Source organism: Hominilimicola fabiformis (genome assembly GCF_020687385.1).
In the GTDB taxonomy this organism is placed as follows: Bacteria; Bacillota; Clostridia; order UBA1381; family UBA1381; genus Hominilimicola; species Hominilimicola fabiformis.
Genome location: NZ_JAJEQM010000017.1, coordinates 1 through 13983 on the forward strand (window position 1 = coordinate 1; position 13983 = coordinate 13983).

Genomic DNA, 13983 nt, shown 5'->3' on the forward strand with positions numbered 1-13983 from the left:
TGCTGATGATGAGAGGTCGTTTGTGTTCTTTGAAAAAAGCGGGAAATGGTATTTTTATATTCATAACAACAAAAGTGCAAATTACAGCAAGAATAATAAATGCACAGGTATATACAATGCCGAAACAGGAAATATGGACTATAAACTGATGGTTGATACGTTAGATACATGTCAAAGAGCAACTGATCGTATTGAGTTTGCAGATAATTATTATATGGTAACAACATTCGGTTCAGCTGGATCCGAACCTGCTTCTTTTATAACAAATATGAAACTTTACAGTTATGATGGTGAAATGCTTGCCTCATCTCACAATGATTCATACTTGGGTGGTGATTACCTTGATAAGAATGAATATCCTTGTAATAACCAACAAATAAGAGTTGATTTGGATAAGGCGAAATCGCCGTTGGGTGAGTATTTTGTACAGGGTGAGAATTTGATTAAGTCACCTCCGTATTACAGTCCAACATATAGTAAGGATTTCACATATTTTTATACCGATACGCTGAAAGGATATACACCGGTCAAATATAACGATGAATACATAATTTACAATCCCAACGGAGAAATAATTTATAAAAGTGATAAAAAATTATTTGTAATGCCATATAAAAATAAAATTTGTTTCGGTGAAACCGATGAATATAGTATTGAGGTATATGATATACAGACAAGAGAACATATTGATTCATTGAATTGGGATGAAAATCAGCAATATAAATCCGCTGATGACTATATTGAGGATTTATTGGCAGAAAATATAGACAGCGAGTGCGTATCTCCTAAGGGGAATTATACGGTCGATGGATTTAATATGCTGTTATATACATCTGTATATCCAAAGGAATTTATTGATTTTCTGGATACTGAGGGCTTTAGCGGATATACACCAGTGTACAAATACGAAAAAGGAAGTTCGAAATACTATATATACAATCCCGACGGTGAGGTATTCTTAGAATCTGATAGAAAAGTGTATCTTATCAAACGTGATAATAAAGTTTGTTACACTAAAGTAAATAAAGCGAATAAGGAAGTAGAAGTATATTCGCTGTCAGACAGAGAACTTATTTCAACATTTTCATATGATTTTTATACATATTATACTTACAATCAATATGATATAATGGGATAAATCATAGGACAATATTTAAGATAAAAAAGGAGATAATAATGAAACGAAAAATATTTATATTAGTCGCTTTATTTATGTTATTCGGTATTACTGCCACCGCAGAAAATGTCGGTGATGTTATAGGCGCGGTGTATCCGACAGATATAATAACGGATATATGTGGATATGAAATACCTGCGTACAATATAGGCGGCGAAACAGCAGTATTAGTATCAGCTTTGTCGAACTACGGTTTTGATGTAAAATTTGAAGACGGCATTGCCTATGCGGATTATGATTGGCAAAAAGAAAAAACACCTATTTTAGAACCGACAAAATCCGACATAAATGTTCTGTATACGGATATTAAGGTTAAAATAAACGGAATAGAAGTCCCGGCATTTAATATTGACGGTTCAATGGCTATACCGATTGAACGTACCTGTGAAATATATACGGAAGCAAATAAGGATAATGAAATTTCGGATTTCTTTCTGAATTATGTATGGTGTGAACCTGACAAAACACTGTCGCTGGATATCTCTGATGACAGAGTTTCATATCAGGACTTTATGATAGATCTCATCAAAGCAACTCATATGGATTTTGACAGTAATTTTTATAACCACTATGTAAAAACTGATGATGAAGAAAACACAAATATTGCTTATCTTGAAAAATTCAGCGATATAAAAGATACAAAGTTAGAAAAGTACATAAATTTGCTTGTTAAGGCAGATCTTATAGACGAGTATAGTTATGAAAACGGAAGTAAATTACATCCATACAGAGGTGTCACTCGTACCGACGCAGCATTTTTCATTTCAAGAATTTTGGGATGTTCGTATGACTATGCGGAGGCTTTTGATTACTATATAAGTAAATACGGTCACTATAATCATATAGAGCAAATTTTTGAATCATACAAAGAAACAATACCGGATTATGTTCACTATGACATTCCCTCTTATGACGCATACAAGATTCAAGAATGGTCAAAACCGTATTTTGCATATTTATTGGATATAAATATATTGGCTTTTGATGACAATAATTATATAAAACCAAATGATTTTTTAACAAAAGACAGTGAAAATGAACTAATAACTTCAATGTTAAAATATATGGAAGAAGGTATAACAGATAAAGAAATCAGTTTTACAATAAACAGTAATCGAGTTGGTTTTAAAAAAGATTTTTATATGCTTCATACTCTAACTTCACCTGCACAAATAGTTAATGGTATTTTATATGTTCCGATATATTCAATTTTTAATAAAACATATCGTGAACATTATGTGGACAATATCACTGCTGATGCTTTGAAGCTGAACGTATCCAAAGAAAATGGTATTGTAATTAGCATAGGAGGAGATTTTACTTGTATTTTTAATAATCATTATTTGTTTATGGGCGATTGGGGTATCGTATACAATGTTTTTCCAGGTATTAATGCTTATGTTGAAAAGCGTTTTAGTCAACCGTCGGGAGGAACATATATTCCAAATTTAATTCGACTTGATTATCCTATTCGAAAGCTCTATGGTGAGCCCATGCTTCCGATATACGATTATAATACCGATTCTCAGATTGAAAATTCATTTGGAATTAACTTTGATACTGAAGCTAACATATATAATTTTAGGTATTTTAAAGCGCTTTATAACGGTTCATGATAATATATAAAAAAGCGGTTCCTCTGAACCGCTTTTTATGTTACTTTTTATTCGGATAAAATTTATACATATGATTTAAAGGACCGCTGCCTTTGCCTAAGTCGAGCATATCGGAGAGAGCACCAGTGATATAATCCTTTGCCGATTTTACGGCGGTTTTTATATCCATACCTTTTGCAAGATTAGCGGCAATGGCTGATGACAGAGTACAGCCTGTGCCGTGAGTATTGGGGTTATCAATTCTGACAGCCTCAAACCAAGTTTCGTTTCCGTCATACAGTAAGTCGTTGCTTGTATTTGCAAGGTGACCGCCTTTAAGCAGAACGGTTACGTTATACTTATTATAAATCACGTCTGCCGCACGCACCATATCGCTTTCACTTCTTATATCAAAACCGCATAAAATTTGTGCCTCGTGAAGATTAGGCGTGATAATATCGGCAATGGGGAACAATACGGAAGTGAGTGCGTCTATTGCGTCGTCGCGAAGCAGTTTACAACCGCTTGTTGAAACCATAACCGTATCAAGTACAATATTTTTTGTATTGTAATACTTTAATCTGTCTGCAATGGTGCTTATAATTTCTGCCGAAGATACCATACCGATTTTTACCGCGTCAGGGAAAATATCTTTAAATACCGCGTCAATTTGTGATGCAACAACATCACAGGGAATATCGTATACACCGAAAACTCCTGTTGTGTTTTGTGAAGTTACGGAATTTATAACGCTCATTCCGAAAACACCGTTAGCGGCAAATGATTTTAAATCCGCTTGTATTCCCGCACCGCCGCTTGAATCAGAGCCTGCAATAGTTAAAGCTGTTTTCATATTATTTCTCCAATCTTGTTATATAAATCTTTTGTCGCCGTCTCAATATCATCTTGTGCAAAAATACCCGAAACAACCGCCGCACCGACTATGCCTGTACCCTTTAATTGAAGTACATTATCACCGTCAATTCCGCCGATTGCGACAACGGGTATATTAACAGAGCTTGTTATGCTTTTCAAAGTCTGCATATCCATTTTCTTTGCGTCACCTTTTGTTGTTGTACCGAATATTGCACCGCTGCCAAGATAGTCAGCACCGTCTTTTTCGGCTTTTTGTGCTTGCTCGACAGTTTTTGCGGTGACGCCGATTATTTTGTTTTTACCCAAGATTTTTCTTGCCTCGTGAGTGGGCATATCATTTTGTCCGATATGCACACCGTCTGCATTAACCGCTTTTGCCACGTCTACGTTGTCGTTTATAATAAGCGGTACATTATATTTTTCGCACAATGATTTTATTTCTTTTGCAGAATTTATAAAATCGTCGGTTGACATATTTTTTTCGCGTAGCTGAAGCAGTGTAACACCGCCTTTTAAGGCTTTTTCAACGTCATCATAAAGCGTTCTGCCGTCGAGCCATGTTCTGTCCGTAACAGCATAAAGTCTTAGTGTTTTTTTATCTATATTCAATTTCAATCCCCTCCAAATCAGGATTTGTCATTTCATCAAAAAAGTTGTTTTTATATGTTGCGATACCTATATTTTCTTTGTATGCGTTTCTTCCGCAACTTGCATATAAACCGAATGCAACAGATACCGCATAAAAAAGATTATTCGGATTTGCGGCGGCAAATGCACCGATAACAGATGAAAGCATACAGCCGGAGCCTGTAATTTTTTTCATCATTGCGTGTCCGCCTGAAATAACGGCGGTATTTTTGCCGTCCGTAACAATATCCGATATACCGCTTACACCTATAATCGCGTTGGTCTTAAGCGAAAGCTTTTTTGCAAGCTCAACAGTATCGTCCAAACTGTCGATATTAACGGCGTCCACCCCTGACATATTTTTGATGTTAAGGCAAATACTTTTAAGTTCCGACGCATTAAGTCTTATAATATCGGGTTTTACTTCCGTAATTATTTTATGAACGGCACTTGTTCTGAATTTGGAAATGCCGACTCCGACAGGATCAAGAACGATAGGTATTTCTCTTGACTTTGCTGTTTTACCGGATATAAGCATAGAATTTAATCGACTTTCGGAAATTGTTCCGCAGTTTAAAACAAGTCCGTCGGAAATTTGCGTTACTTCACCGACTTCCTTAGGCTCATCAGCCATAATCGGTGACGCACCGATTGTCAATGTTATATTTGCACAATCCGTTGCGGCAACGTAGTTGGTTATGTTATGAACAAGCGGATGTTTTGAATAAACATTTTGTATAATGTCTTTTATCATTGTTCATCTCCGAAAAATTTATCAAGTGCGTGTGTTTGCTTTAATGCGGTAACAAGGAAAATTGCTATAACAGTACCGCCTGCCGAACTTATTATAAACGGAAGTACATATGCGAAAAGTGCAGCCTCTTTACCCATAACGTAAACGGCGATAGGATAAGCGGCAAGTGCACCGATTATACCCGTTCCGAACAATTCACCGATATAAGCAAGCGGCAATTTCTTTGAAAATTTATAGCACAATCCGCCGATAAGTGCACCGCACATACTTCCCGGAAATGCAAGAAGTGTACCCATACCAGTTGCAAGACGAAGAAGTGATGTGATAAATGCCATAATCACTCCGTAAAACGGTCCTAAAAATACTGACGCAATTATGTTTATAAGATGTTGCACCGGAAAACATTTTGACGCGCCGACAGGAAAGTTTAACGGCGAGCATACAACGCCTACAGCTATAAGTACGCCTGCTATTGCTAATTTTCTTGTTGTAATTTTATTCATTTGTAAAAATCTCCTTTGATTGAATTCTTTTAATATTATAGCATACGCAATATTTTTAGTCAATAAACCGTGGACGAATGAAATATTATGAAAAAATATTATAAAAACTCTTGTGCAAATGCGAAAAATTTGTTATAATGTGTTATACATAGATTGACGAGAGGAGAATAGAATAGTGGAAAAGAAAGGTAGATATGGAGAATTCGGCGGACAGTATGCCGCTGAAACTCTTATGAATGCACTTATTAATTTGGAGGAGGCATTTAACAAGTACAAAGATGACGAGGATTTTAACCGTGAGCTTAATTATTATCACAAGCAATATACGGGCAGACCGTCAATTTTGTATTATGCCGAAAAAATGACAAAGGATCTTGGCGGTGCAAAGATTTATTTGAAACGTGAAGATTTAAACCATACAGGTGCACATAAAATTAATAACGTAATAGGTCAATGCTTGCTCGCGAAGAGGATGGGCAAGAAAAAAGTCATTGCCGAAACAGGTGCGGGACAGCACGGTGTTGCAACTGCGACATTTGCGGCTGTTTTGGGACTTGAATGTGATGTATATATGGGTGAGGAAGATACAAAAAGACAGGCACTTAATGTATTTCGTATGAATTTGCTTGGTGCTACGGTTCATCCTATTACATCGGGAACAGGAACACTAAAAGATGCTACAAATGAAGCTATGCGTGCTTGGACAGCAAATGCCGAAGATACATTTTATGTATTGGGTTCAGCGGTAGGTCCACACCCTTATCCGCTTATTGTAAAGCATTTTCAGAGTGTAATAAGCAAAGAAACAAGAAAACAACTTCTTGAAATGGAAGGTAAACTTCCTGACGCAGTTATGGCTTGTGTGGGCGGCGGCTCAAACGCAATCGGTATGTTCGCCGATTTTATTGACGAGCCTTCTGTAAAGCTTTACGGTGCAGAGGCAGCGGGCGACGGCGTTGATACAGAACGTCATGCGGCGTCTATAACTAAGGGGACGGTCGGTGTACTTCATGGTATGAAGTCGCTGTTCTTACAAGACAACGGCGGTAATATTATGCCTGTATATTCAATTTCAGCAGGACTTGATTATCCTGGAATAGGTCCGGAACATGCCTACATGGCGAAAACGGGCAGAGCGGAATATTATCCGATAACAGATAAAGAGGCAGTGGATTCTTTTGTGTATTTGTCAAGAATGGAAGGAATTATTCCTGCAATCGAATCATCACACGCAATCGCTCTTGCAAGAAAAATTGCACCTACAATGAAAAAAGATGAAATACTTGTCGTGTGTCTTTCAGGACGAGGGGATAAAGATGTATATTCAGTTGCTAAGTATCTCGGAAAAGATATTTCAGAAGAATAATACTAAAAACGAGGCTTACAATTTTGCGTAGCCTCGTTTTGTGCTTAATGGAAAATATCTATTATATTATCCATAACAGAACCGATATTCCTAAAAATACCCTCAGTCTTTTTTGAAATTTTGCGACGTTCTCTGTCGGATAGAGGATCAGTCATTACACCGACTGCCGCACCGACAGCAAAACCTACCAGAGTACCTTTTATAAAACAGGACATTTTGTGCATATGTTTTAACCTCCTTATTTAATCGGTATGGTATTATTATTTGACGAAACAAACATAATAAAACAGAAAATAAATGGATTTTCAATATAAATTTTATATTTTTAACAGACGGAACAGTTTTCGCCGTGGGGCGAATTAATGAAAGAAAGGATTGGTGATACTTTTATGGCTAATATAAAAGCGTTCAGAGGATACAGATATAATACGGATAAAATTGACAATCTCGGCTCAGTCATTTCGCCTCCTTATTATAATATGACAAAAGAAGATAAGGATGCACTTTATGACAAGAGCGAATACAATTCGGTGCGTCTGTTTTCAGGTAAAAAGCTTGAAAGTGATACAAGACAAGAAAATACATTTACAAGAGCGAAAAACTATCTTGATAAATGGATTGAGGACGGTATTCTTGTCAGAGATGAAGAACCTGTCATATATATGTACGAACAGACGATAGAAATGTACGATACTCATTATTCAAATACAAGCTTTGTTGCACTTGTTGAACTTGAGGAAATAGGCAAGGGAGCGATTATGCCTTGCGAAAAACCACACGAAGTTTCTATGCTTGACAGATATGAGCTTTTGAAATCAACAAATGCCGATATGAGTATGATAAGTTGCCTTTATGTAGAGCCTGAAAAAGAACTTTTCAATTTGATGAATGAGCTTAGAGAAGAAAAGCCTGATCTTGAATTTTCATCTGACGATAATGTACAGCAAAAAATTTGGAAAATTTCATATAAGCCGACAATCGACTTTATTATTGAACATTTTAAGGATTTGTCGTTGTACATCACTGACGGTCAGACAAGATACGAAACTTGTTTGCAGTACAGAGATTATATGAAAGAGCATAATCCGAATCATACGGGAAAAGAGCCGTATAATTATATGATGATGTCGCTTTCAAATGCACATTCAGACGGTCTTGTTGTACTTCCTGTACACAGAGAAGTGAAAACGATAAAGAATTTCAGTGAATCACATTTTATTGCAGGTGCACAAGATCATTTCAGAGTTGAAAAAATTATTGTCGATTCAAATGACGAAACGCTTGTTCGTACAATGGTTAAGCAGATAAGTACTGTAAAAGCCGAAACAAGAATTGCGGCATATTGCGGTGGTGATTATTTTTACAGAATGGTGCTTTGGGATAAGGATTACATTAAAAATGACGTTTATCCAGATATGTCAAAGGAATATTGCAATCTTGACATAGTGGCACTTAATAAGCTGATAATTGATGACGTGTTCCATATTGATGAAGAAAAGTATGAGGATTATGTACATTCGACAAGAAGTTATGAATCGTGTTATAAAGATATTCAAGACGGAAAGTACGATATAATGTTCATAATGAACCCTGTAAGAGTCGAACAGATAAGAAACATAACTGCAATGGGTGAGAGATTGCCGGAGGTTACAATCAGCGTATTCCCGAAACCGTCGGTCGGTGTAATAATAAATTTAAAAGAAGATTAAAAAATGCTTGACAAGCTATGAATAATATGGTATTATGTAATAGTGACCGCATAGAATGGGTTTTAAATCTGCTCGCAGTACCTATGATAGCGTGTCCTCATAAATTTAAGAGGAGGTGTTTTGGATGTACGCAGTAATCGTAACAGGCGGCAAACAGTACAAGGTTAGCGAAGGTGATACACTTTTCGTTGAAAAAATCGAAGCTGAAGAAGGTTCAGCAGTAACATTTGATCAGGTACTTATGGTCGGTGAAGGTGAAGATGTAAAGGTTGGTGCTCCTACAGTAGCAGGTGCAACAGTTGAAGCTAATATCGTAAAGAACGGTAAAGCTAAGAAGATTTACGTTTTCAAGATGAAGAGAAAGAAGAACGAGCGTAAGAAGAAGGGTCACAGACAACCTTTCACAAAGGTAGAAATCACAAAGATTAATGCCTAATTACGCATGATAAGACATTAAGATAGCGAGGTGTTTTAAATGGCTCATAAGAAAGGTATGGGTAGTACAAAAAACGGTCGTGACAGTGAGTCTAAAAGACTAGGTGCAAAGAGAGCAGACGGTCAGTTCGTTCTTGCAGGCAACATTCTTGTTAGACAAAGAGGAACAAAGATTCATCCCGGTAACAATGTTGGTATCGGTAGCGATGATACATTGTTCGCACTAATCGACGGTAAGGTTAAGTTTGAAAGAAAAGGCAGAGATAAGACACAGTGCAGTGTTTATGCTGACTAATTTTTGAATAACCGGGTCGTTTCGAAATGGTTACACATTTCGGAACGACTTTTTTTGTTGCACGAAATTAAAAATTTAAAAATGATTTTCTGGCATATAAAATATAATGATTTAAGTTGTTAAAAATTAAACTTTTCAGAATGGCTTTTGTTGTATAAAATAAAAAATACCGTTGCCTTTTGGCAACGGTATTTTGTGTTTTTAATTATTTGTTTGTAACTGAAAATGAGCAATTTGCGGTATTTGAACCGTCTGTAAGTGTGATATTATCACCTGATACGGTGATGAAATATCCCGGCGTTGAAACGCTTTCAAATGAAATTTTACCGACTGTACCGTCGATAGCCTCAACTGTTTTAAATGTCATTTTCTTTGCTAAAGCAGTGCTTGTTGTATCTTGTTGTGTTAAAACTACATTTGTGCCGTCAACACATAGATACAATCCCGGTTTATAAACAGCTTGGATTGAAACGTAATTTTCGTTTGTGCTGTCTGATTTCCCTTTTTCTATTTCCCATTGAGTTGTCTTTAAATCAGCACCGTCGGCAGTAACTGTAAGTTGCTTTTTAAGCGGATAACTTGCATCGTCTGACGGATTGCTGAATGCTGTGTAACCAAGATATTTGTTGTCAGCGGTTGTTATAAATGAGGCAGTACCTGTCAAACCTGTTGAAGTTTCATCAATATACGGAACAGTACCGTCCTCGTTAAATGTCATTTCACTAACGCAGACACTTCTTCTGAAACCGCTGCCCCAAACAAGAGAGCCGTTGTGATAGATAAAGTATGTTTTACCTTTGAAATCTATAACAGATGGGTGGTTTGTGTTTGAAGTAGACGTCGGCTCCATTATAATGCCGCCCCATGTCCAAGGTCCGTACATTGAATCTGATGTTGCGTAACCCATTTGCTCACGCCAACCGAAAGCACCGAACAAATAATATTTACCTGTGTAATTTCCGTCTGCATCTTGCTGACGATAAATCCAAGGAGCCTCTGTAAATCCGAGACCGTCTTGAAGTCCTGTAAATTCTTGTTGAAGTACGTCTTTACCCATTGTGATAGAACCGTCATTGTCTAAATCTTTTACGGAAATCATATCATCATTAAGTTCGCATACATAGAATATTCCGTTACCCCAAGCAAGATAACGATGTTCAACGCCGTCAACTGTTTCTACCCAAACAGTTGGGTCAATATCGTTCCAGTTGCTTGATTGCGGTTCTGTTAATGTACCCTTAACAAGCGGTGTGCCGATGTCTTTAAACGGACCTGTAGGGGAGTCAGATACTGCAACACCGATTGAATGCTTACCGCTTGAAGTTTTATCCCAAGTACAGAAGTACAAATAATACTTACCGTTGTGCTTGATAACTTGACTTGCCCAGGCTGATGTATCGTTTGATCTCCAAGAAATATCTTTAGCACTCATAACCGAGCCTTTATATTCCCAGTTTTCCATATCCTTTGAAGTGTAACATACCCATTCAGGCATTACATAGCTGTCACCTGTTGATGTGTCGTGTCCTGCATACAGATAAACTGTATCGTCCTCAACATATGCGGCAGGGTCGCCTGCGTATAGAGTTTTGCCGTCTGCGTCAAATCCAAGTATCGGATTGCCGTTTGTGCTTTTTGTAATTGTAGTCGGAGTTGTTTCAATTCTGTTTACTGTTTTTGTTGACTGTGAAACCGCATTGCTCTTTTTTGCAAAGCTTGCAACGCTGTTTTGGTCAGTACCTGTCATTATAATTGCAGATTCTCTCTTATCTTTATCGTAACCTGTCATAACAAACAACTTCATTGTATCGCCTGACTGATAGAATTCGTAATTGTCATTGTTGCCGTCTGCGTCAAAGTTTAGTGTTACAGTATGGTCATTGTCGTAATCCCAAGTGCCGATACCGTTACCGATTGTACCGTCCGGTTGGAGAATAATTTGGCTTGAATGTACAGGCAAGTCGCTATTTTCACGTGCTCCGTAATAATTGGTTTCTTTATTATCCGGTTTACTTACATCGGTAACACCGTCAGCCATAATTGTATGACCTACACTTGATAAATCCCAAGTACCGTAAATCATTTCCTTTGGAATTTTTTGCTCTTTTTCACCTGCGTATACAAGAGGTGAGATTACCGGCCAACCGTCCTCAGTCCAAAGAATTTTCTTGACTTGAAGATAAGCAAATGCATTGGCTACCTTACGGCAGTGCTGAACAAGATACCATTGACCGTCATCGTCTTGAAATACACTGTTGTGACCGCTGCCGACATATTCGATACCGTCACCAAGCCGGAATGAACCTGACATCTTGTAACCCCAAAGTTCATCAAGCGAACCGCCTTCTTTAACCTGATCTGAATATGTTGCACCGACAGGTCTGTTTTTCTGGTCAAGAAGTTGTTTATGAGGATCTTTATTCGAAAGAATAGTACTGAAAGTCTTATCTGTTCTTGCAACTCTTAAGTTGTAGTTAGTGCCTAAATATCCGTATGAAGTGAACATATATCTGTAACCTGTATCTTTATTATATACAGTATACGGACCTTCCGGACCTACGACACCACTTGGAGTTGAGAATAATCTCGTACCGAATTTTTGACTGCTTGAAAGGATTGTTTCGTCAGAAGTATAGTCGATGCCTTTTACAAGACCGGTATCAGTATCAAGTTCAGCTATGTGAATACCTTTCCAGAACGAACCCCAAATAAAGTAGGTCTTGCCGTCTGTATCTGTAAAGATGTTTGCATCAATACAGTTAGTATTGTAATTGTTGTTTTCCTTACTTGCGATTACGACACCTGCGTCAATATATTCATCGTCCCATAGTCCCGGTGACTTAGCTTTTATAAGGCTGATGACTGAGTTTCTGCCACCAAAACCGCATGATGTTGAAAGATAGAACCAATACGGATATTCGTCACCCTCTTTATAGTATAAATCGGGTGCCCAATAAGTAGTGTTGACTGTTGGATATATAATTTTTCCATTTTTATCTGTTTGCTGGTAGTTATCATCAATAAACTTTTTAGCCTTTTCCGGAACTGTTATTTCACTTCTATAATCGTGCTTTTCCCAATTAATCAAGTCATCCGATTCAAATACAAGATTGTGAGTTGAATAAGCATAATAACGGTGCGAAACAGGGTCTTTGAATATTGTTGGGTCGTGAGCTTCTTCTGTTGTGTCTGCGCTGTCGGCAGGTGTTGCGTCAGGGAACTCAACACTTGCGGTAGGCAAGTAACCTGCTTCGTAAGTTGCAGTCTTGTCATCAGCTGTGCTTGATACAAGAACTTTATAATATGAAACATTACTGTCACCTGTTATGTAATCTGTAAAATCGTAACTGTCCATAATACCGAGTGTTACAGAATCAAGCGTCTGTACAGCATCGGACTGCTTTCCGTCTTTGTCAAAAGGAACAATTTGTAATGAAACAGACTGCTCCGACGGAGTGTAGTTTGTAACGCTTGTTTTCACTTTTACTTTATCGCCTGTACGGATTTGGAATGCTTTGTTGTCACTTAACGGTTGTAAGCCGTCTATTGAGTTCCATACGAACACTTTTACAGTGTCATTTTCGTTTTTCTTTATATTTTCAAAAGTAACTGTTTTGTCTGATGTTACATCTGATTTACTCTTTTTTGCTGCATTTGTAAGAACACCGTTTGAGTATGAAGCCGCAATTATTTCGTATTTGTCCTCTGAAGGTGACGGAACTGAAACAGTAACGTTATTGCCACTCTCTGTAACACTGTAATTTGTGTAGAATTGAGTGTTAATATCAAGACAATTCTTTTCTTTTACAGTTTCCTCTTGCTCTCTTTGTATAGCTTTTGCGGCGAGCTGATTAATTTCGGTTTCGTTCAATGCTCTGCCGTATACTTTGAAATCATCAATCATACCCGAAAAACCTTCAAATTTGCCAGTTTTGTCATCATACCAATTACCGTGACCAATCCAAGTAGAAGCGTCGGCGGTAAACTGTGACTTAATGTCAACTGCCGCAGTGTCTGAGGCTAATAGTTTACCGTTTACATATACCTTTGTACCGTCAGCGGTAAATACTGCTGTGACGTATTGCCAGTCACCGCTTGCGTTTGCATTAACGCTGCTCAGACGTGTTCCACTGTTGTTGTAACGCTCAACGGTATAGCCTGAAGATGAGGCAAGCATACCTAAATACTTTTCATAATTAAAGTTTTGCTTATCACTTACAGGTGTTGTCATAAACGCCCATCTGCTTGACGGTTTAATCCAAAAAGAAAATGTTGCGGCATCTTTGCCGTTTAAAAGACCTTTTGGAAGTTCAAGATAATTGCCTGCTGCGTCTGTTGAAATGCTTAATGCTTTGCTTGAACCGTCATAGTTGTTAACATAGCTTACACTGCCGTGTTCCATAACGGTACCGCCGACCGTTGCATTGAATGAGCCGGAGGAAGTGCCTGTTTCATCAAACGTGATGTCCATAAGCAGACCGTCCGTAGGCAGTGCGTCATCAGCCAATGCGGTGTGAGGTATGGCAAGTGCCGAACACAACATAGATGCTGAAATAACACCGCTTAAGACTTTTTTCAGTGTTTTGTTCATTGTATCTCTCTCCTTACGTATGTTTTTTAACTATATTATTATACCAAAAAAAATT

Annotated in this window: 12 protein-coding genes; 6 read left to right on the forward strand and 6 right to left on the reverse strand. The window is 37.6% G+C overall.

Annotated elements, in window-relative coordinates; genetic code table 11:
* Positions 1–1138: hypothetical protein (locus tag LKE05_RS11395; RefSeq protein ID WP_308456935.1), on the forward strand; the 1138-nt coding region annotated here is incomplete at its 5' end.
* Between the two features lie 38 nt (positions 1139–1176).
* Complete coding sequence (locus LKE05_RS11400; RefSeq protein ID WP_308456936.1) at positions 1177–2793, forward strand: hypothetical protein; 1617 nt, start codon at positions 1177–1179, stop codon at positions 2791–2793.
* Between the two features lie 40 nt (positions 2794–2833).
* Here LKE05_RS11400 and thiD read toward each other — a convergent pair whose 3' ends face one another.
* Genes thiD through thiW form a run of 4 tightly spaced genes read right to left on the reverse strand, consistent with a single transcriptional unit; the run spans position 2834 to position 5532 of the window.
* The gene (thiD, locus tag LKE05_RS11405) at positions 2834–3625 is read right to left on the reverse strand and encodes a bifunctional hydroxymethylpyrimidine kinase/phosphomethylpyrimidine kinase (protein WP_308456937.1); all 792 of its coding nucleotides are present in this window, start codon (positions 3623–3625) and stop codon (positions 2834–2836) included.
* The gene (gene thiE / locus LKE05_RS11410; RefSeq protein ID WP_308456938.1) at positions 3622–4257 is read right to left on the reverse strand and encodes a thiamine phosphate synthase; all 636 of its coding nucleotides are present in this window, start codon (positions 4255–4257) and stop codon (positions 3622–3624) included. Before thiE ends, thiD begins: the two co-directional genes overlap by 4 nt.
* Positions 4244–5029 carry a hydroxyethylthiazole kinase gene (gene thiM / locus LKE05_RS11415; RefSeq protein WP_308456939.1) on the reverse strand — a complete coding sequence of 262 codons (786 nt, stop codon included), beginning with the start codon at positions 5027–5029 and terminating at the stop codon, positions 4244–4246. Before thiM ends, thiE begins: the two co-directional genes overlap by 14 nt.
* Entirely contained in the window at positions 5026–5532 is a 507-nt protein-coding gene (gene thiW / locus LKE05_RS11420; RefSeq protein ID WP_118445665.1) for an energy coupling factor transporter S component ThiW, read from the reverse strand. Before thiW ends, thiM begins: the two co-directional genes overlap by 4 nt.
* A 175-nt stretch (positions 5533–5707) precedes the next feature.
* On the opposite strand from thiW, the gene trpB reads away from it, so the two are divergent.
* On the forward strand, positions 5708–6898 hold the full coding sequence (trpB, locus tag LKE05_RS11425; RefSeq protein WP_308456940.1) for a tryptophan synthase subunit beta: 1191 nt from the start codon (positions 5708–5710) through the stop codon (positions 6896–6898).
* 44 nt (positions 6899–6942) lie between these two features.
* On the opposite strand, the gene LKE05_RS11430 is transcribed toward trpB, so the two are convergent.
* The gene (locus LKE05_RS11430) at positions 6943–7122 is read right to left on the reverse strand and encodes a YtxH domain-containing protein (protein ID WP_022229482.1); all 180 of its coding nucleotides are present in this window, start codon (positions 7120–7122) and stop codon (positions 6943–6945) included.
* A gap of 138 nt (positions 7123–7260) precedes the next feature.
* On the opposite strand from LKE05_RS11430, the gene LKE05_RS11435 reads away from it, so the two are divergent.
* The 3 genes from LKE05_RS11435 to rpmA all read left to right on the forward strand — a co-directional run bounded on the left by LKE05_RS11435 (position 7261) and on the right by rpmA (position 9337).
* Complete coding sequence (locus LKE05_RS11435; RefSeq protein WP_147514949.1) at positions 7261–8607, forward strand: DUF1015 family protein; 1347 nt, start codon at positions 7261–7263, stop codon at positions 8605–8607.
* Positions 8608–8731: 124 nt separating this feature from the next.
* Positions 8732–9043 (forward strand): 50S ribosomal protein L21, encoded by a 312-nt coding sequence (gene rplU, locus LKE05_RS11440; protein WP_022229484.1) that lies wholly within the window; start codon positions 8732–8734, stop codon positions 9041–9043.
* Between the two features lie 39 nt (positions 9044–9082).
* A complete protein-coding gene (gene rpmA, locus LKE05_RS11445) occupies positions 9083–9337 on the forward strand; it encodes a 50S ribosomal protein L27 (RefSeq protein ID WP_022229485.1) in 255 nt (84 codons plus the stop codon).
* 205 nt (positions 9338–9542) lie between these two features.
* Here the strand turns inward: rpmA and LKE05_RS11450 are convergent, their stop codons facing one another.
* Complete coding sequence (locus LKE05_RS11450) at positions 9543–13928, reverse strand: family 43 glycosylhydrolase (protein ID WP_308456941.1); 4386 nt, start codon at positions 13926–13928, stop codon at positions 9543–9545.
* Positions 13929–13983 lie beyond the last annotated feature (55 nt).

Excerpts from the sequence above, each read along its gene's own strand:
- rpmA (WP_022229485.1), top strand. The coding sequence starts at position 9,083 with ATGGCTCATAAGAAAGGTATGGGTAGTACAAAAAACGGTCGTGACAGT.
- LKE05_RS11400 (WP_308456936.1), top strand. The coding sequence starts at position 1,177 with ATGAAACGAAAAATATTTATATTAGTCGCTTTATTTATGTTATTCGGT.
- LKE05_RS11435 (WP_147514949.1), top strand. The coding sequence starts at position 7,261 with ATGAAAGAAAGGATTGGTGATACTTTTATGGCTAATATAAAAGCGTTC.
- thiW (WP_118445665.1), bottom strand. The coding sequence starts at position 5,532 with ATGAATAAAATTACAACAAGAAAATTAGCAATAGCAGGCGTACTTATA.
- thiM (WP_308456939.1), bottom strand. The coding sequence starts at position 5,029 with ATGATAAAAGACATTATACAAAATGTTTATTCAAAACATCCGCTTGTT.
- rplU (WP_022229484.1), top strand. The coding sequence starts at position 8,732 with ATGTACGCAGTAATCGTAACAGGCGGCAAACAGTACAAGGTTAGCGAA.
- thiD (WP_308456937.1), bottom strand. The coding sequence starts at position 3,625 with ATGAAAACAGCTTTAACTATTGCAGGCTCTGATTCAAGCGGCGGTGCG.
- LKE05_RS11430 (WP_022229482.1), bottom strand. The coding sequence starts at position 7,122 with ATGCACAAAATGTCCTGTTTTATAAAAGGTACTCTGGTAGGTTTTGCT.
- LKE05_RS11450 (WP_308456941.1), bottom strand. The coding sequence starts at position 13,928 with ATGAACAAAACACTGAAAAAAGTCTTAAGCGGTGTTATTTCAGCATCT.